General features: G+C 59.9%; 29 protein-coding genes. 21 read left to right on the top strand and 8 right to left on the bottom strand.

The window, feature by feature from the left end:
* Positions 1-2 precede the first annotated feature (2 nt).
* The 8 genes from GC1_RS19700 to GC1_RS19665 form a co-directional block, all read right to left on the bottom strand.
* Complete coding sequence (locus GC1_RS19700; RefSeq protein ID WP_019297959.1) at positions 3-482, bottom strand: hypothetical protein; 480 nt, start codon at positions 480-482, stop codon at positions 3-5.
* Positions 479-1,771, bottom strand: coding sequence for an amidase (locus tag GC1_RS19695; RefSeq protein ID WP_019297958.1), 1,293 nt, complete (start codon positions 1,769-1,771; stop codon positions 479-481). The genes GC1_RS19700 and GC1_RS19695 overlap by 4 nt, the downstream gene beginning before the upstream one ends.
* Positions 1,771-2,658 carry a polysaccharide deacetylase family protein gene (locus GC1_RS19690; protein ID WP_019297957.1) on the bottom strand — a complete coding sequence of 296 codons (888 nt, stop codon included), beginning with the start codon at positions 2,656-2,658 and terminating at the stop codon, positions 1,771-1,773. The genes GC1_RS19695 and GC1_RS19690 overlap by 1 nt, the downstream gene beginning before the upstream one ends.
* On the bottom strand, positions 2,658-4,205 hold the full coding sequence (locus GC1_RS19685) for an amidohydrolase family protein (protein ID WP_019297956.1): 1,548 nt from the start codon (positions 4,203-4,205) through the stop codon (positions 2,658-2,660). Before GC1_RS19685 ends, GC1_RS19690 begins: the two co-directional genes overlap by 1 nt.
* Before the next feature lie 12 nt (positions 4,206-4,217).
* Entirely contained in the window at positions 4,218-4,913 is a 696-nt protein-coding gene (locus GC1_RS19680; protein WP_019297955.1) for a DUF1989 domain-containing protein, read from the bottom strand.
* 109 nt (positions 4,914-5,022) lie between these two features.
* Positions 5,023-5,808, bottom strand: a complete 786-nt coding sequence (locus GC1_RS19675; protein ID WP_019297954.1) for an SDR family NAD(P)-dependent oxidoreductase — start codon at positions 5,806-5,808, stop codon at positions 5,023-5,025.
* Between the two features lie 69 nt (positions 5,809-5,877).
* Positions 5,878-6,438, bottom strand: a complete 561-nt coding sequence (locus tag GC1_RS19670) for a VOC family protein (RefSeq protein WP_019297953.1) — start codon at positions 6,436-6,438, stop codon at positions 5,878-5,880.
* Between the two features lie 12 nt (positions 6,439-6,450).
* Positions 6,451-6,912 (bottom strand): ester cyclase, encoded by a 462-nt coding sequence (locus GC1_RS19665; protein ID WP_019297952.1) that lies wholly within the window; start codon positions 6,910-6,912, stop codon positions 6,451-6,453.
* Positions 6,913-7,195: 283 nt separating this feature from the next.
* Here GC1_RS19665 and GC1_RS19660 point away from each other — a divergent pair, with 283 nt between their 5' ends.
* The 21 genes from GC1_RS19660 (at position 7,196) to GC1_RS19560 (ending at position 26,785) form a co-directional block, all read left to right on the top strand.
* Complete coding sequence (locus GC1_RS19660; RefSeq protein WP_019297951.1) at positions 7,196-8,410, top strand: ABC transporter substrate-binding protein; 1,215 nt, start codon at positions 7,196-7,198, stop codon at positions 8,408-8,410.
* A gap of 104 nt (positions 8,411-8,514) precedes the next feature.
* Complete coding sequence (locus GC1_RS19655; protein WP_029205003.1) at positions 8,515-9,243, top strand: ABC transporter ATP-binding protein; 729 nt, start codon at positions 8,515-8,517, stop codon at positions 9,241-9,243.
* Positions 9,236-9,910, top strand: coding sequence for an ABC transporter ATP-binding protein (locus GC1_RS19650; protein WP_019297949.1), 675 nt, complete (start codon positions 9,236-9,238; stop codon positions 9,908-9,910). The genes GC1_RS19655 and GC1_RS19650 overlap by 8 nt, the downstream gene beginning before the upstream one ends.
* A complete protein-coding gene (locus tag GC1_RS19645) occupies positions 9,907-10,779 on the top strand; it encodes a branched-chain amino acid ABC transporter permease (RefSeq protein WP_019297948.1) in 873 nt (290 codons plus the stop codon). Before GC1_RS19650 ends, GC1_RS19645 begins: the two co-directional genes overlap by 4 nt.
* Before the next feature lies 1 nt (position 10,780).
* On the top strand, positions 10,781-11,785 hold the full coding sequence (locus GC1_RS19640; protein ID WP_019297947.1) for a branched-chain amino acid ABC transporter permease: 1,005 nt from the start codon (positions 10,781-10,783) through the stop codon (positions 11,783-11,785).
* 247 nt (positions 11,786-12,032) lie between these two features.
* Positions 12,033-13,505: an amidase gene (locus tag GC1_RS19635; protein WP_019297946.1), complete on the top strand. Its 1,473-nt coding sequence runs from the start codon at positions 12,033-12,035 to the stop codon at positions 13,503-13,505.
* Between the two features lie 102 nt (positions 13,506-13,607).
* On the top strand, positions 13,608-13,991 hold the full coding sequence (locus tag GC1_RS19630) for an antibiotic biosynthesis monooxygenase family protein (protein WP_019297945.1): 384 nt from the start codon (positions 13,608-13,610) through the stop codon (positions 13,989-13,991).
* Positions 13,992-14,084: 93 nt separating this feature from the next.
* Positions 14,085-15,089 carry a sugar ABC transporter substrate-binding protein gene (locus tag GC1_RS22035; RefSeq protein WP_019297944.1) on the top strand — a complete coding sequence of 335 codons (1,005 nt, stop codon included), beginning with the start codon at positions 14,085-14,087 and terminating at the stop codon, positions 15,087-15,089.
* A gap of 27 nt (positions 15,090-15,116) precedes the next feature.
* Entirely contained in the window at positions 15,117-16,670 is a 1,554-nt protein-coding gene (locus GC1_RS19620; RefSeq protein ID WP_019297943.1) for a sugar ABC transporter ATP-binding protein, read from the top strand.
* On the top strand, positions 16,667-17,650 hold the full coding sequence (locus GC1_RS19615) for an ABC transporter permease (RefSeq protein ID WP_019297942.1): 984 nt from the start codon (positions 16,667-16,669) through the stop codon (positions 17,648-17,650). Before GC1_RS19620 ends, GC1_RS19615 begins: the two co-directional genes overlap by 4 nt.
* 71 nt (positions 17,651-17,721) lie before the next feature.
* Complete coding sequence (locus GC1_RS19610; protein WP_019297941.1) at positions 17,722-18,651, top strand: LysR substrate-binding domain-containing protein; 930 nt, start codon at positions 17,722-17,724, stop codon at positions 18,649-18,651.
* Between the two features lie 213 nt (positions 18,652-18,864).
* Complete coding sequence (locus GC1_RS19605) at positions 18,865-19,929, top strand: extracellular solute-binding protein (RefSeq protein WP_019297940.1); 1,065 nt, start codon at positions 18,865-18,867, stop codon at positions 19,927-19,929.
* Between the two features lie 86 nt (positions 19,930-20,015).
* Complete coding sequence (locus GC1_RS19600) at positions 20,016-20,876, top strand: ABC transporter permease (protein ID WP_019297939.1); 861 nt, start codon at positions 20,016-20,018, stop codon at positions 20,874-20,876.
* A 3-nt stretch (positions 20,877-20,879) separates the two neighbouring features.
* On the top strand, positions 20,880-21,677 hold the full coding sequence (locus GC1_RS19595; RefSeq protein ID WP_019297938.1) for an ABC transporter permease: 798 nt from the start codon (positions 20,880-20,882) through the stop codon (positions 21,675-21,677).
* A 59-nt stretch (positions 21,678-21,736) separates the two neighbouring features.
* Positions 21,737-22,822, top strand: a complete 1,086-nt coding sequence (locus GC1_RS19590) for an ABC transporter ATP-binding protein (RefSeq protein ID WP_019297937.1) — start codon at positions 21,737-21,739, stop codon at positions 22,820-22,822.
* A 17-nt stretch (positions 22,823-22,839) separates the two neighbouring features.
* A complete protein-coding gene (locus GC1_RS19585) occupies positions 22,840-23,511 on the top strand; it encodes a GDSL-type esterase/lipase family protein (protein ID WP_019297936.1) in 672 nt (223 codons plus the stop codon).
* 51 nt (positions 23,512-23,562) lie between these two features.
* Positions 23,563-23,955: a hypothetical protein gene (locus GC1_RS19580; RefSeq protein ID WP_019297935.1), complete on the top strand. Its 393-nt coding sequence runs from the start codon at positions 23,563-23,565 to the stop codon at positions 23,953-23,955.
* 117 nt (positions 23,956-24,072) lie between these two features.
* Positions 24,073-24,969 (top strand): LysR substrate-binding domain-containing protein, encoded by an 897-nt coding sequence (locus GC1_RS19575; protein WP_019297934.1) that lies wholly within the window; start codon positions 24,073-24,075, stop codon positions 24,967-24,969.
* Between the two features lie 115 nt (positions 24,970-25,084).
* Positions 25,085-25,783, top strand: a complete 699-nt coding sequence (locus GC1_RS22030; protein ID WP_019297933.1) for a GDSL-type esterase/lipase family protein — start codon at positions 25,085-25,087, stop codon at positions 25,781-25,783.
* Between the two features lie 28 nt (positions 25,784-25,811).
* On the top strand, positions 25,812-26,222 hold the full coding sequence (locus GC1_RS19565; RefSeq protein WP_152612467.1) for a hypothetical protein: 411 nt from the start codon (positions 25,812-25,814) through the stop codon (positions 26,220-26,222).
* Positions 26,219-26,785 (top strand): invasion associated locus B family protein, encoded by a 567-nt coding sequence (locus GC1_RS19560; protein WP_019297931.1) that lies wholly within the window; start codon positions 26,219-26,221, stop codon positions 26,783-26,785. The genes GC1_RS19565 and GC1_RS19560 overlap by 4 nt, the downstream gene beginning before the upstream one ends.
* Positions 26,786-26,817: the final 32 nt, after the last annotated feature.

Genomic DNA, 26,817 nt, shown 5'->3' with positions numbered 1-26,817 from the left:
CTTTAGGGAAAGTGTCTGACGTCAAAAGGTTCTGCTTCCAGCCCGCTAGCGGAAAAGGCCGCTGCAATGGATGGCAGGATGTCCCAGGCTTGGGCCGCGATGACCCAGCCTTCCGGGTTCCGGACCAGCAGGAAGGCGCTGATGTCTTCGGTAACTTCTGTCCGATTTTCATGCATCTCACAGCCGGCCAAGGCGATCGCGACTTTGCCAGCAACCCAGATGTGAAGGCCGCGGCCCTTCTCCTCGAACACCGGAATTTGGCCACTATCTCGCAGGCCTGCCATCCTGGCCGCGAAATCCCGGGCGGATTGCGCTCGGGCAGGGCGGGCAGAAGCAAAGAGCTGGGCGTTTGGCAGGAAGGCGCTTGTCAGGGCGCTGGTATCGGGCGGCGTTTCTTCGTCCCAGCACAAGGCGCGGAACTGGCGGGCAATCAGTGCCGCAATCTCCTTGCGGTCGGCTGCGGCTCGACTGGCGGCTGTCATGCAGGTGTCTCCGTGTTGAGCTGTGAAAGCAGTGGTGCAAGCGGTCTGGCATAGGCAAGAATGCTGCTGTCGCTGCCGGCAGGGCCGGTCAGGGAAAGCGAATGCCCGGGCCCGGAAGCGCCAGCAGGCATTGCAAGCGCAGGCATGTCGAGAAAGGCAAGCGGCATCGCCAGCCTCAGTGCTTTGGCATTTTCCTGGGCAAACCTGTCTGCACTGGACAAAACTGTGTCCATGCGGGGCGGGGGGGCCGGAACCGTTGGCATCAGCAACAGAGCCCCCTCCAGCTCCCGTTTGGCAAGTGCTTGCAGGCGTTTGCGCGTGGCCATCAGCTGCCGGGCATTTGCAGGCTTAACCGGCAGCGCAGCTAGAAGCCTGCGGCGGACATTGGGATCAATCGCTGGATTGCTGAGGCGGGTATACCGGGCCAAGGTGTCCGGCGCTTCGGCGGCGACCAGCGTTCCGAAGCTGTCAAACAGCGTGCGGATTTCGTCCAGTGCCGCAAAGGGCCGGATCTCTACCGCCCATCCGCTTTCACGCAACCGCCCGGCGGCTGCGTGCAGCAAACCCGCGATCTCTTTGGACAGGCGTCCCAGGCTGGCGCGGTCGGGTATGACAATCCGCCGGGTCAGGGCGGCACCGACCTCCGGCAGAGTATCCCGCAAAGCATCATCCAACGCGATCAACCCGTCCAAATCCCGCGCCATTGGTCCGGGTGTGTCCAGCGACGGGGCCAGCGGCAGAATGCCGCTGTCCTCATACCGGCCCATGGTCGGGCGGAAGCCAAACAGCCCTTGATACGCTGCCGGGACACGGGTGGAGCCTGAGGTATCGGTGCCAATCGCAAAGTCCGCGATGCCAAGCGCAATGGCCGAAGCGCAGCCGGAGGAGGAGCCGCCCGGGACAAGATCCGGGTCTAGCCCGTTGCGCGGTGTTCCGAAATGCGGGTTCAGCCCCAATCCGGAAAACGCAAATTCCGACAGGTTCGCATGGCCCATCGGAATGGCTCCTTGCGCCTTTAGACGCTGAACCAGAGGCGCATCCGTCGTTTCCGCCTGTGCAATAAAGCTGAGCGACCCTGCGGTGGTTGGCAGGTCGTTCAGAGCGATATTGCCCTTGATCACAACGATTTGGCCGTCGAGCGGGCCAAGCGAGCCACCCTCCGCCCGCCGCCGGTCAGACCTCCGAGCCAGCTCAAACAGCCCGGCATCATCACGGCGGATGAAAATCCCAACAGCATCGGGCTGATCGGCCCGGCCCAATGCGCGGGCAAGCCGGGTAACAGCTGACATCAGAACAGCACCGGCTTGGTGTAGTAAGGCAGCTCTTCCACCCGGACGGCGTTCGGATCTTTTGCGGCCTCGGCGCGGACATGGGCTGCGATTTCATGCATCGGCGCAAACCAGACATCGCCGCGCTCCAGCGCTTTCTCCAGCCAAGTTTCCACCTGCCGCCAGCGCGCCAGACGCCCGGTCAGGAAAGGATGCCAGATCGCCAGCCAGAACCCTCCGGCCTCGTATTGGGCTTCGAATTCTTCCCAGAAACCTTCAAGACCGCGGCTGGGTCCAGCCACCGGCATCATGTAGCCGATTTCATCGTAGTGGGCGAAGGGCGGCCAGTCGTCGGTGCCCCAATGGACGGGAAGTTCAACCAGCGACCCGGTGGGCGTGTTCATCAGATAGGGCACATCATCGGCCATCAGCGAGCTTTCGTATTCGAAGCCGTGTTCGATCAGCAGGTCGATCACTGCCTGAGTTAAATTGTAGACGGGCGCCCGGTAACCTTTGGGTGTGTTGCCCAGCATCCGTTTGTGGCTGTCCAAGGCTCTTTCGAACCATTCCCGCTGCTCGGCAGGCCCATGTGCAGTGGGGTCCTCGTGCAGATAGCCGTGATGGCCGATTTCATGGCCGTCCTTTAGGATCATCTCCATAGCCTCGGGGTATTGCTCGACCACCCAGCCAGGGGCAAAGAACGACTGTTTCAAGCCAAAACGGCGGTAGGTTTCCAGGATGCGGGGGATGGCAACTGTGGGGCCGTATCTGCCCATCGAGATGGGATAAAGCCGGTCATGGCCGTCCTTGGGGCGGGAGATATGGATGAGGCTGTCAGCGTCAATGTCAAAGCTGATGGCACAGGCACAGCGCGCGCCATTCGGCCATTTGATCGGCTTGCGGATCATTACAGGTCCTTTCCTGTCGGCGAAGGCCGGGCGCCGTAGCGCGTCACCGGCGGATGAGTGTCGGCGGCCCAGGCGTCCCACTGCGCGTACCAGCGCATCAGATAGGGGCGCAGATCACGCTGCAGCTGCCGGGCTGCGGGGCTTGGCGGGTTGGCGTCTGCTTCCTGCTGCACCCGGTTCATCAGAGACGGCTCATCAATCCCCGCGCAGACGCGGCCGCGCAGAACCGGACGGCCACCCACCAGAACGTCGCGCACATCGTCCGCCTTGGCGCGGCCCACGATCAACTCCAGAGGATCAGCAACGGTGCTGCTCCAGGGGGCAAGGAGACGTTCCAAATCCAGAACCACCGCGTCGGCGCAATACCCTGGGTGCAGCTGACCCAGTTCACCTTCCCGGCCCATCAGGCGTGCCCCGTGTTCTGTTGCCATTGTGAAAACTTGCTGCGCCGTCAGCGATTGCGCCGTGCCGTGTGGCGGCCGGTTCAGGTTGAGGGCCAGGCGCATCTCGGCAAACATATCTTCATCACCGGCCAGCGAGGTGCCATCCATGCCAATGGCGGTTGTAACGCCTGCTTCCAACATGGCAGCAGCCGGCGCGATCCCCGACCGCAGGCGCAGGTTGGAGCTGGGGTTGTGGCTCACTTGGGTTCCGCTGCGGGCGAGGCGGTCAATGTCGTCGCTGGTGGCCCAGACCGCATGCGCCAGGGACAAACGCCCGGTCAGCAGCCCGGTGTTTTCGAAATGCTGGATGACTGAGCCGCCGCGGATGCGCGGGCTTTCGATGCTCTCATAGTGGCTTTCCAGCGCGTGGGTCTGGATACGGGTATCCAGGCGTTCAGCCGCCACCGCGATCTGCTGCAGCAGCCCGTCCGGGGTCCATTGCGGACCGGTGGGACCGAACCAGAAGTTCAGAAGGCCGTCCCCCTGCGGCACCAGAGTGCCGATCAGGGCGAGATATTCTGCAGGTGCCAGTCTCTGCCTGCGGGCCTCGCTTTCCAGCAGCCGGGTGCGCAATTCTGGCGGAAGAGTTGCGAGGAAGGCGGCTTCCTCTCCGGCCCCATGCACTATGCGGTTCTGCCAACGCTCGGCAGGGGCGATGGAGGCCCTTATCCCGGCATCACGGTAGGCTGCCGCCTTTTCATGCAGCCGTGTTTCACTAACCGGCCGCGACGGCCCGGCGGCACACATGTCCACAACAGCTGTCACCCCCGAACGCACCAGCCGCAAAGCTGAGTAGGCCGTCGAGGCATAGGGGGACAGCCCGGCCATGGCGGGGCCGCTGAACATCCAAGGTTCCAGAAAGTCGTCGGCAACCGCCTGGTTGAGCAGTTCCGGCCCATAGCAGTGGTGGTGCGCGTTGATCAGCCCCGGAAGAATGGCGCAGTCAGGACCGCCCCATTCCGGTATGCCCGGATGAGCCGCCCGCATATCCGCTGCCGGTCCGGTTTTTGCCACGCGCCCGTGGTGAACCAGGACCGCATGGTCCTGGCGCACATCTGTGGCGGAAAGCACCACCCAGCGGCCTGTCAGCAGCAGATCACCCATTGCGCAACCGCCTCAGCCGCCGGTGACGCGGAATTCGAGCCGCTCGGGCGAGGTGCCTTTGCCGTTCACTGGCGTCACATCCTGCGGGCAGGCCGACATCACCGCAATCACATCGGTTTCAGCACGGAACGACATCTGGTCGCCTGGCTTGGATACCGGCGGCTCGAAACTGGTGCTGCCGCTGGGCTGCACCGGCACGTTCATCCAAAGATTAAAGGGAGCGGGGATCGCCGGCGCCCGCAGACCAATGGCAATCAGGGCCTGCCGGAGATTATCGGTGCAGTTGTCGTGGTATTCTTCCACACCAAGCTGCCGGTAGCGGTTATGATCGCAGGCCGCGATCACGGTGTCATGCACGCCGGGTGAGGTGTCTTCGGTAATGATCATCAGGGTGCGGCGCAGGTTCGAGACCACGCCGTCTCCTACTTTCGGAAAGATCGATCCGAGTGAGGTGTGCAGATGCTCCATCGAGCTGTATTCGTTCAGGTCATTTGCCGCAAAGACCCAGAAGTCGCAGACCTGAAAACCGGCGGGATTGATCACAGTAAGTGTCTGCCCCTTGAGAACCCGCACGGCCATGCCGCAGCGGGCGGGGATTTCGTAAGTGAGACCGGCTTCAGGCGAGCCGTCGGCAGAGATGGCAACCTCCAGACTGCGGTTAGTGCCGTCCGGCTGGCCGGGATCAAATTTGGTGGCGGAGGGGATCATGGCGGGCAGACCTTTGTCAGTGTGGTTTTACAAAGAACACACCAATGGCCTGCCCGGGAAAACTGAGGAATATTCAGGCCAGAGAGAAGAAAATCTAAGCTGAGTGTGCTCAGCCCTGCACCGCACCGCGATCCGCGTTCAGAGTCTGGCCGGTGATATTGGCAGCCAGAGGTGAGGCGAGATAGAGATAGCTGAGCGCGACATCATCGGCGGATTGCACTCCAGGCAGGGATTGTTCCGCACTAATCTCCTGAGTGATAACTTCTTCCGCCACCCCTCTCTCCCGCGACATTTCCCTGAGCGTGTTGAGCGCAGGGCCGGTCATCACCCAGCCTGGGCAGACCGCGTTGACACGGATGCCCCGCGGGCCAAGCTCTTTTGCAATAGACCGCATGAAGCCGATGTTCGCATGTTTGGAGGCTACATAGGCACTGAGTTCAGGCACTGCAGTGCTGCCCCATATCGACGCGGTGAGGATGATACGTCCGCCTGGCCCCAGCTGCGGCACTGCGGCGCGTGTGGTCAGGTAGGTGCCGACGGTATTAATTTCGGTCACCCGGCGAAATTGCGCCTCGGCCTCTTTGCTGCGGTCGCTGATCGGAGTGACGGCTTCCAGCCCGGCATTAGCGACAAATACGTCCAGCGGACCGGCTTCGGCAAAGATCTCTTCGACCTTCGCACTGTCCGTAATGTCACACGTCCAGCCAGTCACGCTTTGACCGGTTTCATCAGAAACCCGGCGGGCGGCATCATGGATTTCTTCACCCTGTGCCATAATGTGCAAGCTCGCGCCATGTTGTGCAAAAGCGCGGGCAACGCCGTAGCCGATCCCGCGGCTGGCGCCAGTGATGAAAACCGATTGGCCGCTAAAGTCCACTGCTGCAGGGTTTGTCATTTTTGGGGTCTCCTGAATAAAAGACGGCGCCGGCAAAGGCCGGGCACCGTGGAAGTTTGGGGGAGGTTCTTACCAGTCCGCGCCAGCGGGCGGCGGCGCCGGGAACCAGCTTTCCGGTTCCGGATAATCCCAGCCCTCTGGAAAGTGATAGGTCTCGAACGTAGCTCCTGTGGCGGCTTCTGTGTCAAAGAAGGCAAACGCATTCTGACCCTGCCATTTCCCGGACTGCACCACTTTGAAACCGCGTTTTTCCAGTTCGCTGATCCGGATTTCCCAGGGTTCATTGTTGCAGTCATAGGCCACGTGGTGGAAACCGGTACCGTGCTTGTCGAGGAAGTCCTGGAAGATAGAAGGCCCCCAAAGCGGCTGCATCAGTTCCCAAATCATGTTGCCGGATTGTGCAAAACAGACTTTGAGTGCGAATGCGCAGGGTTCGCCTTTATATGTCTGGTCCGACACCGTTTCCGGGGAAAAGGTGTAGACGGCCCATGGCCCAATCCCCAGTTGGCACAGTCCCTCCATTGTTTTCATGTGGTCATCGGTGACAATGCACAGTTCTACTGCATTGCCGAGGAAGCTGTTCGACAGCGTCTCACCGTCTACAACCGAAGGCAGCTTGGAAAGGTCCATGGGCAACAGGCTTTACTTCTGTGAACCATCGACACCGGCAATGGCCAGATGCGGCAGCGGCATGACCCCCAGTTGGAAGAACAGGCCCAGAGTGTCTTCGTGATAGAGATAGTCCGTCACCCTGCCGTTCTCATCGAACTTGAACCACTCTGCGCCATAGATGTCTACTTTGCGGCCGGTGCCGGGAATGCCATAGAAATCTCCGTGATGGGTGCCGCGCAGGCGGAAACGGGACATCACCGTGTTGCCATCGGCCACCAAGTCAATCGCGTCTTCGTGGATGTCAGGGAACGCCTCGCGCCAGAACGCCACCAGTTTTTTGAAGCCATCACGGCCGGAAGGCCAGCCATCCAGCAGAAGGCCGTGGCGCACGTCTTCGTTAAAAATCTCATCGACGCGCTGCATATCGTTCTTATTCCAGCAGGTGGCGTAGATATCAGCCACCGTAGCCTTGTTGCGTTCCTGATCAGTCATGGAAACCTCCTTTTGAATCTCATGAATAGGTGAGGCGCACAGGCAGTTGCTGTCACCCGACGAAACCTCAGCCCTTGGATGAGGAGATTTCAGGCAAGGAAACGGCAGGCCGCGGTTAGTGTCAGGCTGTGCAGTGCCTCTCATGGGCGCTCTGCGGCCTCACAGGCCTCTGTTCAGCAAGGATCTGCAAGCCAGCCCGCGATCTGTGGTTTGCGGCAGGGCGCCTGCGCGCCCGGGGCGGAGCCTTGCTAAAAACACAGCTGTTCCAATGGGAGGAACTTACATGGTTTTCAATTCTATAAAGGTCCGTGCAAAGGCCGGTCTGCTTGCCGGTGCTCTTGCTGCAGCAGGGGTCGCGGCCCATGCAGACACCATTTCGCTCGGCGCACCGATTCCGCTGACCGGGTATTTCGCCGCGGATGGTGAAACGATGGAGCAGGCAATCAATCTGGCTGTTGGTGAAATCAACGCAGGCGGCGGCCTGCTCGGCAGCCAGGTCGAAGTGGTGACCTTCGACATCGGCGACCTGACCCCGGACAAGCTGGCTGCCGCAGCTGCCAATCTGATCGAACGCGAGCAGGTCAGCGCTCTGATCAATGGCTACGGCGGCATGGGGCCGGATATTCCTGCCTTCTGTCCCTACGGCATCCCTTACATCCACAATGACGCGGTGATTGGCGTTGTCGATCTGGCAGAGCGGATGCGTTGCAACGCGATCTTCAATGCCTCCGACGTGGGCTTAAACTATGGCCGGGCGCAATTCGACATGGTGCTGAAAACCGGCCATGCCTTCGAAACCAAGCGCCTGGCCATTGTGCATGGCGATTTCGAATGGGACATCAACAACGCGAAATCCATGGCTGCCGCCGCCGAAGAGGCGGGCTGGGAAGTCGTGTATGTGCAGGAAGTACCCTATGACACCGTGGAATGGACCGGCATCCAGTCGCAAATCCGCGAGGCTGCACCGTCGCTGATCCATTTGGAAGCGCTGGAGCCTGCTGTCGCGACGACGTTTCTTTCGCAGTACAAGGACAACCCGGCCGGCAAGGCCCTGCTGAATGTCGGTTACATCGGGGCGACGACCGGCCTGGATGATGTGATTGCCCAGGGGCAGGCGGAGGGCCTGCTGGCCTTCACCCTCAATGCCCACCAGGAAAACGAAGCCGGTGCTGCTTTTGTCGAAAGCTGGAAGGTCGCCTATGGCCGCGAACCGTCAGTCAGCCTGGCCGCAGCAGTCTATGACATGGTGCATATGTGGGCCGCCGCTGTTGAACAGGTGGGTGATGCTTCGGATCATGCGGCCGTCGCTGATGCCATCCGCACCATGAAGTATCAGGGCCTGGTCGGCACTTTCGATTTCAATGACCGCAACTTCATCGACAACGGTCCGGATACACAGCCTGCGCAGCTGTTCCAGGTGCAGAACAAGGAACGCGTCCGGGTTGTGGTTGGCGACCGGAAGGTCGCGGAGATCGTGGCTCCTTCCTGGATCAAGTAACGGTCCGGGCACCTGCCGCGCCTTCGCTCTCCCTCCTTCTCCGGAGGCGCGGCTTTTTCAGACAGCGGGCGAAGTACAGGCAAAACAACCCGAGAGATTCCTACATGACGCAAATGTCCCTTGAAAACGTAACCATGCAATTCGGGCCGTTCCGGGCGCTGACGGATTTGTCCTTTCAGATTGAGCGGAGTGAAATCCTGGGCGTGGCGGGTCCAAATGGCGCCGGCAAATCGACCTTGATGAATGTCTGCACCGGGGGCCTGCACGCGACCCGGGGCAGGGTGCTTTTCAATGGCAAGGATGTAACCGGGTTCAAGCGTCACAGCCGCTGCGGGCTGGGGATTGCTCAGACCTTTCAGATCCCGACGCTGCTGTCGTCGGTGACAGTTGGCGAAAACCTTTTGGCGGGGCAGATGTTCGGCAGCGAAGCTCGCGGCTCAGCGCCGGATATTCCGATGCAGGACATCCTCTACCTGACCCAGCTGGAAAAGGCGCTGAACCTGCCCGCGTCACAGGCCGACCTCTTGACCCGCAAACGGATCATGCTGGGGGCGGCACTGGCAACGGGGCCGGAGATCATCTTTATGGATGAACCGCTAGGCGGGTTGAATGCCGAGGAAATCCTCGAATTCCTGCAGGTGATCCGCCATGTCCGCGAGGAGCTGGGCATCACTATTGTGATGGTCGAGCATAAGACGCGGGCACTGGCTGAGATCGCGGACCGCATCCTGATCATCAACTTCGGCGAGTTCGTGATGCTAGACCGCCCCGAAGTGGTGCTGAACGACGACCATGTGGTCGAGATTTATCTTGGAAAGAAACACGATGCTTGAGGTAAAAGGCGTCAACGCCTTCTACAGCGATTTCCATGTGCTGCATGATGCATCGCTACGCGTGAACAAAGGGGAGCTGGTTGCCGTGGTTGGGGCCAACGGCCATGGCAAAAGCACACTTCTGAAGACGATATGCGGGCTGGTACCTGCAAAATCCGGCCAAATCACTTTTGACGGCCAGGATATTGCCGGGCGCAAAGCGCCGCATCTGGTTGGCCGGGGCCTGGTCTATGTGGCCGAAGATCGCCGCCTGTTTCCCGATATGAGTGTGCTGGAGAACTTGCAACTAGGCGCCTATCTGCCCGAAGCGCGCCGGCGGGAGAAAGAGAACCTGGACCGCGTTTTCAGCCTGTATCCGCGCCTAGCGGAGCGCCGCAGCCAGCTGTGCCGCTCCTTGTCCGGCGGCGAGGCGCAGATGGTGGCGCTGGGGCGGGGGCTGATGTCCAATCCGTCGCTTCTTGCCATTGACGAACCCTCTCTGGGACTGGCGCCGAACTTGACGGAAACCATGTTGCGCACCGTGTCGCAGCTGAACCGCGAGGGGCTCACCGTGTTGCTGGTCGAACAAAGCCTGGCGCTGCTCGAAGGGATGATCGACAGGGTCTATTCCATTGAGGAAGGCGTGGTCACCGAAACAAACAACCGCAGCCTGCAGGAGGCCCTATGACGCAAATCATTGAAATCCTGCTGAGCGGGATTACTCAGGGGGCGGTCTACTGCGCTGTCGCAGTCGGCTTGTCGCTGGTTTACGGCGCCTCGCGCATTTTGAACTTTGCCCATGGCTCGCTTTATTCTCTGGGGGGCTTTCTGGCCTGGTTCCTGGTCGTTGGGCATCTCAACCTGCCTTTATGGCTGGCAGTACTGATTGCCATTCCCATTCTGGCGGTGGCAGGGATCGGCATCGAACGGCTGATCATCCGGCCGCTGCGGGGCAGTGCGAATTGGAAAATCAACACCATCATGGTGACGCTGGGCCTGGCTTTCATCATTGAAAACGGTCTGCAGTTGGTCTTTGGGCCCGGCACCAAGACCATCCCGGCCTTCACCGAAGGTGTGCTGGAAATCGGCGGGATCACCCTGTCCTGGTACCGGATCTGGATCTTTGCTATCTCCCTTGGGCTGGTTGCAGCTCTGGAATACTTTCTCTCTGCCACCCGTTATGGCCAGGCCGTCCGGGCGGTCAGCCAGGATATGCAGGGCGCCAATCAGGTGGGTGTGAACGTCAATCAGGTGTTTTCACTGACCTTCGCCCTGTCGGTGGTGCTGACCGGCATCGCCGGAATCCTGCTGGCGCCGGTGTTCCTGATTTCACCGCTTGGCGGCTGGGCGCCGTTCCTCAAGGCGTTTGTGATCGTGGTTCTTGGTGGGTTGGGCAGCACCAAGGGTGCCTTTGTCGCGGCCTTCATCCTGGCGATCCTGGAGGCCTTTGTCATTTTCTACATCGGCCCGAGCTGGGCCATGCCGGCCTGGCTGGTGATGCTGATCGCCGTTCTGATGATCCGCCCAAAAGGCCTGTTCGGAGTCTGGGAGAACTAAGATGGCTGACCGTTTCACTACCATCACATCGCAATTCACCGGCTCCGGTCTCGGCCGCGACAGCCTGATTTTCTGGGTGCTCGTCGGCGGGCTTGCCCTGCTGGGCGGGCTCTTGGGCGACAGTTATGTCCGGCACATTTTCATCCTGGTCTTCATCTGGTGCATCGTAATCTCCAGCTGGGATCTGATCCTGGGTTATGCCGGAATCTTCAACTACGCGCAGCTCGTGTTCTTTGCCTTTGGAGCCTATGGGTCGGCGATGCTGTCGATCCATGCCGGGCTGACGCCCCTGCTGGCCATTGGCGCAGCAGCGCTGGTTGGGGCAGTGATCGGGGTGCTGGTCGCCGTGCCGAGCCTGCGGCTGAAAGGGGAGTATGTGGCTCTGTTTACATTTGCGGTGCATCTGGCGCTGCCGCCCTTGATCCAGCAGGGCAAGGCCATCGGAATGGGCGGCAACACCGGGCTGCTGGGAATTCCGTGGCTCAACCTCTTTGGGTTCCAGGTCTCTTCTATCGACAAGCTGACCTGGTACTGGGTGACGCTCGCCTTCGGCGCGGTCTGTGTATACCTGATCTACTTTGTCATTCTGCGCGGGCGCATGGGGCTGGCGTTCATCGCCATGCGCGATGCGGAAACTTTCTCGCAGGCAATCGGGGTGAATGAGTACAAATACAAGCTGCTGGCCTTTGTCGTCTCTGCGGTTTTCACGGCTGTGGCCGGCGGCATTTATGCGCATTACACCTCTGTGGTCACGCCCAAGGTGCTGGGAACAGAGTTCTTCCTGATGGCAATGGTGATGCTAGCCATTGGCGGCATGGGGCGCTTCCCAGGGGCCATAGCGGGGGTTTTCATCGTGGTGATCGGCAATGAGCTTCTGCGAAGTTTCGATGACTACCGGCTGCTGTTGTTGGGGGTTGCGGTCGTTCTGACGGTGATTTTCTTTCCCGAAGGGGTCGCTGGCGCCTTCAAACCCGGACCGGCAAAGGAGCCAGCGCAAGACCGCTGATGTGCCTGTTAGAAACAGAGCAAGGCACCGGCGCGGAGTAACAGACTCCGCGCTCTTTATTTTAGTTCTGACAGTCAACGTGGCGCCACGCCTGGGTGTTAGTTATCTTGCTGTTATTAAAGTGAAAAACTTCCTCACCTATGGGCTGAGCTTTTCTCAGTTGTTGGATTTCCCCGCTCCGCCATCCTGTTGGCAAGCCGGGCTGGAAGCTTCTGGAACCGGACTTGTCTTAGGGAGGAAATGGAATATGGCAAATCTTGCCAAGTTGAGTGCAACCGAAACGGCGCTTGCCATCCGCGAGCGGCGCGTTTCCGCGTCGGAGGTGATGGAGGCTGCAATTGCGCGGATCGAAGCGGGCAACGAAAAACTGAACGCCTTTGTCTTTACCGCTTTTGATGAGGCGCGGGATTCCGCCAAGGCCGCGGACGAAGCCGTCGCCCGCGGTGATGAGCTGGGTGCATTGCATGGTGTGCCGACAGCGATGAAGGACCTGTTCGACTTCAAACCTGGCTGGCCGAGCACTCTGGGGGGCATTCCTCAGCTCAAGAACAACATTGCCGATATGAAATGCGGCTTTGTCGAGCGGATGGAGGCGGCAGGCGCGATTTTTGTCGGCAAGACCAACAGCCCGGCGATGGGGTACCGCGGCACGACGGACAACGTGGCGTTTGGTCCGACAACCAACCCGTTTGACACCAGCCGCAATGCGGGCGGGTCGTCCGGCGGCTCTGCCGCGGCGGTTGCCGCAGGTATGCTGGCGGTTGCAGAAGGAACAGACGGCGGCGGGTCGATCCGTATTCCCGCCGCCTGGACCAACACCGTTGGCTACCGCGCCTCGGCAGGCCGCACTCCCCTGCTGGTGCGTCCCAATGCCTTTGCCAACACGCTGCCCTACATCTTCGAAGGAACCATCACCCGCAATGTCGAGGATGCGATCCTGTCGCTGGGCATTCTGCAAGGCGCACATCCCGGCGACCCGAACTGCCACCAGATGGTCAACGATTTTTCCGATGCAGCCCTGCGTGGCATCAAGGGCATGAAGATCGGTTACAGCCCGGACCTGGATGTTTTCCCGATTGAGGGAGAGGTCAGCGAGGTTGTTGCCGATGCGGTCAAAGTGTTTGAACTAGCCGGTGCCGAGGTGGAGGAGATCAAGATCGGCCTGACCCGCGACCAGCGCGAATACAGCGACATCTGGTGCCGCTTGTTCGTGCCGATCATGCGCCACAGCTTTGACGCCATCAAAGCCGCCGGCCTTGACCTGCTGTCCGAGGAGCACCGCCACGGCCTGGCCCCGGATCTGCTGGAATGGGTGGAGCGCGTGGGGCCGGGCTACAGCGCGGATGACCTCTACCGCGATCTGTCTGTCCGCTCGGAAGTGTTCGATGCCTACCAGGCCACTTTTGCGAAATACGACCTGATCGTTTCACCCACGGTGAGCGCAATGCCGGTCAAGAACACCGCGGATGGCAACACCAAGGGCCCCAGCGAAATCAACGGTGTGGAAATCGATCCGCTGATCGGCTGGTGCCCTACCTTCCTGACCAACTTCACCGGCCACCCGTGTGTGTCGGTGCCCGCGGGCCTGGGTGCTTCCGGCTTGCCGGTTGGCCTGCACATTGCCGGACGCCGCCAGGCTGATGGTGACGTCCTGGCCGCAGCCGCGGCCTTTGAACGGCTGCGACCCTGGTCGCAGCATTATAGCCGGATCTCGCTCTAACTCACCGGTTCCCGAATGACCGGCCCGCCCACAGGGCATCTGCGCTGCCTATGTGTTGGGCGGGCTGGGTCAGACTTTGCTCAATCCAACAGGAGAAAACCAATGAAAATGCTGAAATCCCTGGCACTTGCGACAGCCATGACTGTTACCGCCGCAGCTGGCGCCGTCGCAGAGGCGCTTCCGATCGACAAGGCGGTGATAGTAGAATACCTGGAATTCAACCTCGTCGACGGTGCAAACCCGGATGAGTTCCTGCGTGAAACCCTGGCCATGGATGAGGTGCTGGAAGGCTACGACGGTTTCGTCGCCCGTCATCTGGCCAGAAACACCGATGGCTCCTGGGTCGAGGTGGTGTACTGGACCTCGCTGGAGGATGCAGAAGCCGCTTTGCCGCGCTTTGTCGAAGATCCCCGCACCAAGGGCTTCCTTGGTCTGGTGAATGGCGACTCGCTGTCGGTGAAATACTCCAACCTCTTTGAATTCTGATCCGGCTTCCGGGCGGAGCGTTCAGGCTCCGCCCGGTCCAGGAGTTGCCGGGAAAGGCAGCCATCCAATGTCAAGAAACAACAGGGAATCCCAATGAAAACGATCACAAAAACTGTCGCGCTGGTGGCGGGCCTGGCTGCGGGCTCGCTGGCGCAGGCCGATGAAATCAAAAATGTCACCATCAAACAGATCCGGGAAGCGGCGGCGGATGCCTGCAGTGGCGGCCAGAGCTACCAGGTGGCGTACAGCCACTCAGTGTCCGAGGTTGCTATCGTCAAGCAAGTGCGCCGCTTTGCCGATGAACGCGCCGCGGAGCTCGGCTGCGTCACGGTTCTGCATGACAATACTCAAGCCAACAATCTGGAGCAGCAAATCAATGCGATACAGGGTTGGATCACCCTTGGCGTTGACGCGATCGTTGTCCTGCCGATCGAACCCACTGCATTGCAGCCGCTGCAGCGTCAGGCGCAAGGGCAAGGGATTAAATGGCTGACCTATCTGGGCAAAATGGACGGTTCGGACGGCTTTGTCGGTTTTGACCATGCGCAGTCCGGCCAGATCGTGGCGCAGGCCGCCGTGGACTGGGCCAAGAAACAAGGGGTCACTGAAGCTAAGGCGCTTGTAACCACTCTGACCCCGCTGCCATCGCTTGCTCCGCGCTGGACTGAAGTTGTCCGGATTTTCTCGGAAAACGGTATCGAGGTGGTCGCCGAACAGGATGCCGCGGACCAGACCAACGGATTGCGGGTAGCTGAGACGGTGCTGCAGCAGCATCCGGATCTCGACATTATTATCGGCATGGCAGATGATGCAGCGGTCGGCGCTCTGCGGGCGATCAAACTGGCTGGCGCCGACGCAGACACGATGTTTGTCGGCGGCCAGGACGGCTCGCTGGAGGGGCTGAGCGCCGTAAACGAAGGCGGTGCCTACAGGGCCTCCGCGGCTATCCTCATCAATGAACTGGGTGCCAACATTGTCGATTTGGCGCTGAACGCGGTGCGGGAGAAAGAGCCAAGCTTTGCCTACACGCCCACTGTTCTGGCCAGTAAAGCGGATCAGCCGCTGCTGAATTTCCTTATTTCCAACTACGAAAACTGATGTGCCGCACCGGCAAGGAGGCAGGCCATGCGGCTTGAAGTGAAGGATCTGCGCAAATCCTATGGGCCGGTTGCGGTGCTCAAGGGGGTGGACTTGCGGGTCGAGGCTGGAAAGGTCCTGGCGTTTCTAGGAGCGAACGGGGCAGGGAAATCCACGCTTCTGAATTGCATCAGCGGGGCCCAGGATGCGGATTCCGGCGACATCCTTGCCGGTGATGCCTCATTACGAGGGGCGTCGCCGCGGCAGGTCCAAGACCTGGGTGTGGCGATCATCTATCAGCACTTCCAGGTGTTTGAAGGGCTAAGCGTCGCCGAGAACATCTTTCTTGGCCATGAAATCAAGCGCGGCGGCCGGGTGGACCGCCGCGCCCAGAATGCTCAGGCGCGGGAACTGCTTGAACGGCTTGGCGTCACGGGAATTGATCCGCGCACTGACCTCGGAATGCTGGGTGTTGGGGAGCGCAAGGTCGTCGAAATTGCCCGCGCGCTGCGGCTGAAGCCCAAATTCCTTATCCTGGACGAGCCAACCGCGTCCCTGTCGGACAAGGAGGCCAAGGCGCTTCATTCGGTGATTAGGCAGGCGGTGGCCAAGGACGGGATCGGTGTCATCTATGTCACCCACTTCCTGGACGAAATCCCCAAGGTTGCAGATCAGGTCACTATCCTGCGGGACGGGCGTATCCTTTGGACCAGACCGGTTGACGAGGTGACAATTGCCGACATGACGGATGCAATCTCGCCGGATGCAATGATGCATGGCTTGGAAAAAGTTCCGTTTTCGGCGGATGGGCCTGCGGTTTTGAGGCTGGACGCGCTGACAACCGGTTTTGTCGGCCCGGTCAGTGCGGAACTGCGGGCGGGTGAAGTGCTTGGCATCTACGGTTTGATGGGGGCAGGCAGGACAGAGCTTCTGGAATGTCTGTCGGGTGCGGCACCGAAAACTGGGGGGCGGGTTGAGCTGGACGGTCGGGAAGTAAGCTTCACCGCACCGCGCGATGCCCTGTCGAAAGGTGTCGCGCTGGTGGCAAGCGACCGCAAGGAGCAGAGCCTTTTTGCAAGTTTTCCAGCTGTCGAAAACTTGCTGGTGCCGCATTTCGGGCGCTCTCCTATGCCGAAGCTGCTGCGCAGTTTCCAGCGGGAAGGGAGGGAGTTTGAGCGCGCCGCACGGCGGCTGAACATTCAGCCCCCAAACCCGCGACTGCAGGGGCAGCGTTTCAGTGGCGGCAATGCACAGAAGATCATGGTGGGCCGCTGGCTGGTCGAAGGCTCAGGCCTCAAGCTGCTGCTGCTGGATGAGCCTACTCAGGGCGTCGATATCGGCGCCCGGCACGAACTGTACGAAGCGCTGGCAGAAGTGAAACGCAAAGGCACTGCGGTGGCGGTAGCCTCATCCGATGCAACGGAAATCTGCCTGCTGGCGGACAAGATACTGGTGCTGGGGCGCGGCAAGCAGGTGGCGCTGATTGATAATCCGCATGACGAAGAGCTGCTGATCGAATTGGCCCACAGGGCTGAACACAGCACGCAACAGGAGCTTCCGGCCTCCGGTGCCGGGGCGCAGCAAATGGAAATGATGCAATGACAGACACCGGACTGACCCGGGCCGCGGCAACGGCGGACGACAAAACGGAACGCGACTGGTTCGAGATCGCTGTGGCAGCTGCCCTGCCAGCAGCCATCACCCTGCTGGCGCTATTCTTCTATGTGAAGGCGCCGGTCTTTATGACTGCCAACAACTGGATTGCGATCTCGGTGCAGGTATCTGCGCTGATGACGATATCCATTCCATTTGCAATGCTGCTGATGGCCGGCAAGATCGACCTTTCGGTGGGCTCAACGCTGGCGCTTTGCGGTGTGGTGGCCGGGCTCAGCTTTGAGCCGCTGGGGATTACCGGCGCGGTGCTTTTGACGCTGGCGGTTGGCACGGTTGCCGGATTGATCAACGGCGTGCTTGTGTCGTCCATCGGAATGTCTCCGATCATCGTGACGCTGGGGACGCTGACCCTGATCCGTGGTCTGGCGCAATGGCTGGCGCCAAACCCGATTTTCGGCTTTCCCGAGGAATTCTTGGTGATCGGCTATGAGCGTGTGCTGGGGCTTCCGGTGCTGACCTGGATCATGCTGGTTGTCATTGCGCTTGGCACGGCTGTCATGGCCTTGTTGCCAATCGGGCCGCAAATCGTGGCGCTGGGCGTCAATCAAAGGGCGGCATTCCTGGTCGGGCTTAGGGTCAAGGCAATTGGTGTCGGGCTGTATGCCGCCACGGGATTTTTTGTGGCAGTCGCAGCGCTGATGAGTATTTCCCGGATCAACTCCGCTCCGGCAGGGACACTGGGGGTCGGGGTCGAACTCAGCGTTCTGACGGCAGTTCTTCTGGGCGGCATCCCCTTCACCGGGGGTAAAGGATCGGTCCTGCGGGTTGTGCTGGGCGTCTGGCTTTTGGGTATGCTCTCGAACGGGTTGATTCTGATGAACGTCCCAACAGAGTTGAGTCTCATGACGACAGGTATCGTTTTGGTTGTTGCGGCCGCTTTGGACGTATTGCGCTCCAGAAGGGGGTAATTCCACACTGAACCTTCAGAGGCCCCTTCCGAACGGGAGGGGCCAGCCCCTGTAAACGCGAGGTTCATACCGTGAAACGCCTGCCGCCCCTGACCAGCTTACAGGCCTTTGAGGCCGTTTCGCGCCATATGAGCATCAAGATGGCCGCAGAAGAGCTGTCGCTGACGCCTACCGCGATCAGCCACCGGCTCAAGACCTTGGAAACACAGCTGGGCATTTCGTTGTTCCACCGGCTGACACGGTCGCTGAAACTGACGGCTGAGGGCGAAATATTGAGCCCCTTTGTCAGCGATGCTTTCAGCCAGCTGAACCAGGGCGTGGCGCAGCTCAGCATGGATGAAATCGAGGGCGAGCTGGTAGTAACCACAACGCGCTCTTTTGCCTGGAGCTGGCTTAGCCCCCGGCTGCCGAAATTCAGCCGCCTGTATCCGCAGCTCGATGTTAAAGTCATCGCTTCGGACAGCGTTTTGGATTTTGCGCGGTATTCCGTTGATATTTCGATCAGATACACGGATACGCCCGACCCCAGCGCGCATGCGGCCTGGGTGCTGGATGACTTTGTGACCCCGGTCTGCGCCCGTAAACTGAGCAGCAAGATCAAAACTCCGGAAGATTTGCTGAGCCGGGATATGGTCGAATATGAATGGCTTGGGTTCGAAGACGGCGATCCGAACTGGCAAGCGTGGTTCGCCTCAGCCGGGGTGCCTGCCTGCCAGATCCGCCCGATTGCGCATTTCAGCGATGAAATCATGTGTATTGAGGCCGCCATAGACAACCGCGCGGTCGCCCTTGTCAGCGTGATCGCAGCGTCCCGCGAGATTGAGCGGGGGCGCATTGCCGCGCCCATCCCGCAGGTGCTAAAGGACCGTAGCTATTACCTGGTTTGCCCGGTGGAGCGAGCTCGCACCGGGAAGATCAAGGCGTTTCAGGACTGGCTACTGAGCGAGGCGGATCTGTTCCGGGACAGCGCCTATGGCCAGCAGTTCATGCCTCAGGGTTGAGATTCGGCAGCTGGTTTGCAGCTGGCAAGGATTGCAGCCCGCAAAACTCACGGATTGGCCGCGTCCAAAGGCTGAGAAAATCTTGGAGACGCGTGAGTTCTGCTCGATTGTTGGGGCAGCAGCCTGTCCGGATACTTCCTTCATCACGCAAGGGAGGAGCCGGAAATGGCCAAAACAACACTCACGCGGCGGAGTCTTTTGAAGACAAGCGCCATGGCAGCAGGGGCGCTGGCGATGCCGATGATTGCCCGTGCCCAATCGGTAACCGAAATGACAATGCTGGCCTGGTACGGTCAGGCGGAACCGGATGCGGTTGCCGAGTTCGAAGAGCTGCACAACGTCAAGATTACCCCGAAGTATTACGTCGGCGGCGAGCAGATGCTGGCCTTGCTTGCACAGTCTCCGGCCGGCACCTACGACCTGATCCATGCCGATGCAGAATATGTGCAGCAGCTGGTCCGCGCAAATTTCGTCGAAAAACTGGACCCGGAAGATTACCCGTTCGATGACTTCTATCCGGAGTTCCACAAGTTCCCTGGCCACTGGCATGACGACGAGCTGTATGCGGTGATCAGCCGCTTCGGATTCCTGGGCATTTCCCACAATCTGGACGCGGTCTCTGTCAAAGAGGCAATGTCTTATGACATGCTGTGGGACGCAAAGCACAAGGACAAGGTCGGCCATTTCGATTGGCACCTGCCCAACCTCGGCGTTCTGAGCCTGCGCGACGGCAACGCACAGCCTTACGACATTGGCGAAGGCGCATGGGACAGGCTGCAGGACACCACGCTAAGCCTGAAACCGCAGGTGCGTGGTTTCTATGACTACGGCGGTGTCCTGTCGTCACTGAAGTCCGGCGAAGTTACCGTGATGCCAGGGATTGGCGAGTGGATTACCGGCGTGCTGCGGCGCGATGGTGCCAATGTCACCACCACCATCCCGGAGCAGGGCGGCATCCAGTTCACCGAGAGTTTCTCCATCGGGCGCGGCTCCCGCAAGACTGATTTGGCGCGCAAGTTCATCCAGCACGCCTCCAGCCCGGCCGGCCAGTACAACCTGGCGAACCTCAATGTGTTCCCCGCGATCATCCCGTCGAAATCCGGCTGGGAACGGATGATCGCCGAGAAGCCGGAGGATGCCCGCCACCTGGGAATGTTCAAGGGTGATGGCAATGCTATCGACCTGATCCGCAAGGGGCGCATCCATATTCGCCAGCTGCCTGTGCAGCAGGACTTGGGCGACTGGAACGACTTCTGGTCCGCCTACAAGAGCGCCTGACCTCCCCTCTCGGGTGCTTCAGTCCCGCTGCCGGGCTCCCGTTGGCAGCGGGGCACTTCCCCTTCATCGAGTCGAAGGAAACTACCATGACTTCTCTCCTTCAAGCCAGGCGTCTGTCCAAGACTGCCTACAGTGCCTTATGGAGCCTGCCGCTGCCGGTCTGGTTGGCCGGTTTCTTTTTAGGGCCGATGGTTTTGCTGATCTGGCTTAGCTTCTGGGATGTGAAGAACTTTCTACTGACGCCGGACTTCCAATTGGAGAACTGGCAGAAGATCCTGACCGCAGGGTATTTCTGGTCCGCCTATGCGCGCACCGCGGTGATCGCTGCCAGTGCCTCTGTGCTGGCCACGCTTGCTGCACTGCCCTGTGCTCTTGCCATCAGTTTCTTCCTGTCACCCCGCGCCCGGATGGTCCTGCTCGGCCTGTTCGTAGTGCCGTTCTTCACCTCTTACTTGGTGCGTATCTATTCCTGGCAGATCTACCTGACCGAAAACGGCATCGTGATGAAGTTGATGGCAGCCATCGGTATTGAGACCGGCAGCCTGCTGAACACGCCGCTGGCGCTGATGGTTGGCCTTGTCACCTTGACACTGCCGCTGGTGATCGTGATCCAGGCGATCTCGCTTCTGTCGCTGGATCGGACGCTGATCGACGCGGCCTACAACCTGGGCTGCGGCCCGCGCCGGGTGCTGTTTGCAACCGTGCTGCCTGCGGCCCGCCCGGGCATCGTGCTAGGCGCTCTGTTTGCCTTCATCTTCAGCTTTGGCGACTTCGTGACCGCAACCTACCTGGGCGGCGGCAAGTTCACGACCCTGTCTATCTTGATCGCAGACACCGTGAAATCCGGCCAGCAGTGGCCCCGCGCCGCTGTCGTCGCCCTGATGATGATCGTCACACTGCTGCTCACCGCGTTGGCCTCGATCACCTATGCCTACCGGAGGTCCTAACCCATGCGAGTCTCCCGCACCACCCGCCGTCTGACTCTTGCCTTCACCGGACTGGCCCTTGCGTTCCTCTATGCGCCAATTCTGACGAACTTTGTGTTCTCGCTGAATTCGGACCGGTTCCCGACCATCCCGCTTGGTGGCTTCACGCTAGAGTGGTACCGGCTGATCCTAGCGGATGCGCTGGTGATCGACGCCTTCAAGAATACGGTCAAGATTGCGCTGATCGTGGCGCCGATTGCCACCGCCATGGGCTTTGCGGCTGCCTATGCCGACTACCGGTTCAATTTCATTGGCAAAAGACTGGTGCTGGTATTTGCTTTGATGCCGCCCTTGATCCCCTTGGTGGTCATCGGGCTGGCGATGCTGGCCTATCTATCCCGCATCGGTCTGTCCGGCACGCTGCCCGCAATCGTTGTCAGCCACATCGTGCTGACCTCACCCTTCGCCATGGCGATCATCCGGCTGCGGTTTTCGCAAATCGACGGCGACCTGGAGTTCGCAGCGCAGAACCTGGGGGCCTCCAATTGGCGCGCTTTCTGGGAGATCATCATCCCGTCGACCAAAACTTCGGTGCTGGCTGCCTTTCTTCTCTGCATGGCGGTGAGCTTTGATGAATACGCGGTCACCTGGTTTGTCGGAGGGCTGGAGGAAACCTCTTCGGTCAGGATTCTCAGCTTTCTGCAATCCGCAGTCAGCCCGCGCATCAATGCCATCGGCTCAATCACCTTTGCCACCTCTATCTCTTTGATCCTCGGCGCCCAGTTCTTGGTGCTCCGCCGCCTGACGAAGGACGCGAAATGAACAGCTTATCCCCCCTCCAACCCGCGCGGGATGCCGCGCCCCAGCCGCAGGATCGTGCCATGAGCCAAGCCCATATCTCGCTGAAGAACCTCCGCAAGACCTATGGAGCGGCCGTGGCTGTGGAAAATCTCGATCTGGACATCGAAGAAGGAAAATTCATCGCCATCATGGGGCCGTCGGGCTGCGGCAAGTCCACCATGCTGCGGATGCTGGCGGGACTGGAAGAGTCCAGCAGCGGAGATATCCTGCATCAGGGGCGGCGGATCAACGACTTGCCGATCTGGGAGCGCGAGATGCCAATGGTCTGGCAGTCTCTGGCTCTGTTTCCCTTCCTGACCGTGCGCGAAAACGTAGAGTTTGGTTTACGCATGAATGGTGTTGGAGCGGCGGAACGCAAGCACCGGGCGCAAGTCTGGCTGAAAAAGCTGGGTCTTGGCGAATATGCGGATCGGGGGATCAACCAGCTTTCGGGCGGGCAGCGGCAGCGGGTTGCCCTGGCACGCTGCCTGGTGACGGAACCTTCCGTTCTGCTGCTGGACGAACCCCTGTCGGCCCTGGATGCGCATCTGTCGGTGCAGATGCAGGGGGAATTGAAACGCCTTCAGCGAGAACTGGGGATTACCTTTATCTATGTCACTCACAGCCATTCAGAGGCCTTCTCGATGGCGGATACCGTGGTGATCATGAACAAGGGCCGGATTGAGCAAGCAGGAAGCCCGGAAGATATCTACTTGCGCCCGGCGACGCCCTTTGTCGCCGAGTTTCTGGGCGGTTCCTCGATCTTCGATTGTACCATCCGCCCACGAAAGAACGGGGAATTGGTGCTGGAGAGCGCTGACGGCACTTTTAAAACTGATGCCTTGAAGACTGCCGGGTTGGCACCTGGACAGCATGTCAGCCTGGTTGTCCGGGCCGACCAGATTTCCATCACTCCGGCAGCAGGCTGGGCAGACAACGAGGTGCCTTGCCGTGTCATTGGCGAGGAATTTGTTGGGGCCCTGGTCAATCTGCGTCTTGAAACTGGCGCGGGCACCCAGATCACGGTGCAGCTTCAGCAGCGGGACATGCAGACGCTGGATATCGAAGTCGGGGTAGGCGTGACGGCCAGCTGGCACCCCGAAGACGGCCACATCATCACTGAATGAACGAAAGGAAGCCTCAAATGGCAGAAAAGAAGATCCTTGTTTACGGCGACAGCAACACCTGGGGCTGGATAGGGGTGGAAGAGGCGTTCCCCTCCACCCGCTATGCAGACGATGAGCGCTGGGCCGGTGTCATGGCGGCAGACCTAGGCAGTGGTTACACGGTTGCTGTGGACGGGCTGACCGTTCGGGCGACCAACCTCGATGATTCCATGGACTGGAACGCCATCAAGTCAGACATGTTCAATGGCGCCAAAACACTGTCCGCGGCCATCGCCCGCGAAATGCCGGTGGATCTGCTGATTATCATGCTCGGCACCAATGATCTGAAGGCAGAAACGAACCGGTCGGCCGAAGATATTGCCGCTGCAATCATCGAAGTTGCACAGGCCGCGCAAGGCTGCGCAGGCGGCGTTGCCTATCATTATGACGCACCGAAGGTGCTGGTGGTATCGCCGCCTCCGGTCAACGACATGCCCCACCCAGATTTTGCAGCAATGTTCGAAGGCGGCAAGGCCAAGTCCGAAGCGCTGGGGGCCGCGCTTAAAACCGCAGCGGATCAGGCCGGGATTGCCAGCTTTGATGCAGGCGCTGTGGTGGGTAATGCCCTGGGCACGGATGGGCTGCACATCAGCAAGCAACAGCATGCACAGCTGGGAAAGGCAATCGCCGCAACCGTGCAGACTCTCTGACTTTTAAGTGCCACCACTCACAATTCCATCATGCAACAGGAGGAGACAGACATGATGAAACTTGCAACCGGCCTGAAGACCGCAGCGCTTGCAGCGGCTATAGCTGCAGGGACAATAACCGCCGCAATGGCATCGGATCTGACAAAAGCCGGAACCATCGAATACGTCACTTTCAAAGCCAAGGAAGGCGTTACTGTGGAAGCGATGTCAGAAGCTGCTGCTGGCGGAACTGTGAACGCCAATATGCATGCTAACTACGAAGGCTTTGTTGACCGCCACGTGGCGCTGCAGGCCGATGGTGTCTGGATTGAAGTCGTTTACTGGGAAAGCGAAGAGGCCGGCCGTGCTGCGCTGGATAAGTTTGTTGCTGATCCGGTGAACAAACCGTTTCTGGATCTAGTGAAAGCAGACACGGTGACCATCACATATTCTGACATTCACTGACCCTGGTGGTCCGGGCCTCTTGACCGACGGGGGCCCGGAACCTATGTCGTCTTGATCCCTTTTTTCCAGATAATTCAACTTTGTCTGACACCGCTGTCCGTGTCATGAAGGGATGAGATGAAACGTCGACTGCCGCCTCTGAACGCGATCCGCGCCTTTGAAGCCGCCGCCCGGCTGCAGAGCATTACTGATGCCGCCGACGAACTGTCCGTGACGCCAACAGCCGTCAGCCATCAGATCCGCCACCTTGAAACACTGCTGGATATCAAACTGTTCGAGCGCTCGGGTCGCAATATCACGTTGACTGACCAGGGCGCCCGGATGCTGCCGGATATTACCCGCGGCATGGATTGCTTAGCAGCGGCATTTGAGGAGACCTATGGCAACATTGATGCCAATTCGGTCAACATTTCTACCACCCGCGAGTTCGCCCGCTACTGGCTGCAGCCCAGGCTGGGGCAATTCTACGAGGCCTTTCCGCAGTTGACGCTGAATATCTACGCCAGCGAAGGGGTTGCGGATATGAGCGGCAGCGAGATTGATGTGGCGATCCGCTACGGTGAGAAGCCTCCGGAGGGCAGCGAGGAAATCGCGCTTTATCAGGAATACTACGTTGCCGCCGTCAGCAAGTCGCTGCTGCAGCCGGGCAGGGCCGCAAGAATTGAGATGCTGACCAAGCAGCGCCTGATCGAGGTCCGCTGGGAAAACTCCGCACTGACGGCGCCGTCCTGGAAAGCCTGGTTTTCAGCAGCAGGTCGGGATGGTTTCGAGACTTTCCGCCGGATGAGTTTTGACGCGTACAACTTGGCCTTCGACGCGTTGAAACGCGGCCACGGCGCCGCTCTGCTGAGCCGGACGATTGTGAATTCCTCAGAGTTCGAAGACAGCTTGGTGCAGCTCGAAGGCCCGCAATTGCCTGGATATCACTACCGGGTTTTGCGGTCTCCGTCCGCGATGCGGAAACGGGCTGTGCGGCAATTCGTGGACTGGATTTCAGAAACCGCTACGGCCTGAGCCTCCCGCAATTGTGAACTGGATTGGCTTGGTTACCAAAAGGTGCCTTCTGCACGCATTCGGGGGCAGGCGGTAGGTTTGTATGGAAACTGTGCCGCCGGCTGGAGAACTTCTCATGCGCAAGCACCTGATCGCCGTCTTGATTTGCCTGCTGCCGAATCTGGCTTTGGCGGAGGTCCGTATCCTGGTGCTGGGCGACAGCAATACATGGGGTTCGGATGCATCCGGGTCACGCCACGATGCAGGAAGCCGCTGGGGCCCTGTCATGGGCGCTGCGTTGGAGGATGCGGTTGTCTTTGAGGAAGGCCGCATCGGGCGCCGGACCGATTTGCAGCACGGAACGCCCTTGGACAACATTGGCTTGACGGTTCAAACCCCGCTCCCAGATGTGGCGGCTCAGCATTTGCCGCTGGATCTCGCAGTCATCATGCTGGGTACCAATGATCTTCAGGCTGGGCTGCGCCGGGATGCTGAAACAATCGCGCGCTCTGCTTTCTCATTGGCCCGGATCCTGCGTGCGGGCGGGGTGCGGCAGGTTCTCGTCGTCGCTCCACCGCCGTTGGAGGACCCGCAAAAGGGAAGGCTGGCATCTCTCTTTGGTGCTGCGGCGGAGCCATCGGAACATCTGGCTTTAGCCTTCAGCCAAGTGTCGGAACGGACAGGCATACCAATGTTCGACGCTGGGCAGATTACCAAGGCCGACGGTGCGGACGGCGTTCACTTAACCGCCAAGGCCCAACGCCGACTGGGGCGGGCAATCACTCCAGCAGTTCAGCAAATGCTGAGCACATCTGCACAAGATGCAGCCGAATGATAGTTATTCAAACAGGAGATGAGAGATCATGAAAAGACGGATGTTTTCTGCGGCGGCACTGACGGCACTGGCGGCGCTTACAGTGGCCGTAGGTGGGCAGGCAAAAGCCGCCGGAGCGGTCACGTTCCACTTCTATGGCGCCGAGGACTGCCCGCCTTGCATGGCTTTCAAAAGAGACCATCTGGCTGAGGTGAAGGCCGAAGGAAGCGCTCTGGGGTTTGAGGTAGAGGATAACGTGATCCGGCGGACACGGGATGTACCAACCCCGGGCGTCTACGGGCAGCGGGATCAGATCCTGCGTCTGGCTGCGCCTCAGCTGGAATTTGTCTACCCTCCGATTTTCTTCGTTTCGCAAGCCGGCCGGATTGTCTCAGTTCATGGTCATGACTGGCGTGCGGCATTAGATTCCGCACGGCAGCTGGCAGGCCAGAGCGGATGACTTGGCTGCGCTGCCTGGCCACCGGCATTGGCCTGCTGATCGCAGGCGCAGCGGGAGCGCAGGATCTGCAAGGGCGTGACACGGCGGGAAACTGGCGGGTTACTCATTTTTCGGCCCACGGAATTTGGAACACGATCTGCGACGAGCGGCAGGAGCAAGGCACCTTAAAGAAGCGGTGCTACATCCGCTGGGTGGATGTGTATGCCGAAGCCCCTAAATTCGGGGCCCTTTTTACATTCGTGACGCCGCAGAAGGATGCGAGCGGTGCGCATGATGTCATGTTTGGCCCAGAGCCGGGTACGGCCTTCGTGGCAGATGGTTTCCGGATAGACAGAGCTGGCCGGACCGTTTGGCAAATGCGGGACCGCCGGTGTCTTTTGTGGGCGGACTGCAGCCTGGATGAGGAAGAGTCGGCGGCAGTTCTGCAAGCCATGCAGCTGGGCGGTGTTTTGCGGTTTGAATTCGTGGGCCGACATGGCCGCCGATTCAGCCTGGAATGGCCGCTGGAAGGGTTCGCTGAAGCTTTTGAAACTTATGAGCAGCAGTGGCGGAAACGGCAATAGGCCCTGCCCGGTGCCAGCAAGTTGCCTAGGCA

This window comes from Leisingera sp. ANG1, from assembly GCF_000203975.2.
Classification (GTDB): domain Bacteria; phylum Pseudomonadota; class Alphaproteobacteria; order Rhodobacterales; family Rhodobacteraceae; genus Leisingera.
Note: the sequence above shows the minus strand (reverse complement) of the source record. Positions and strands in the feature narration are given on the sequence as shown.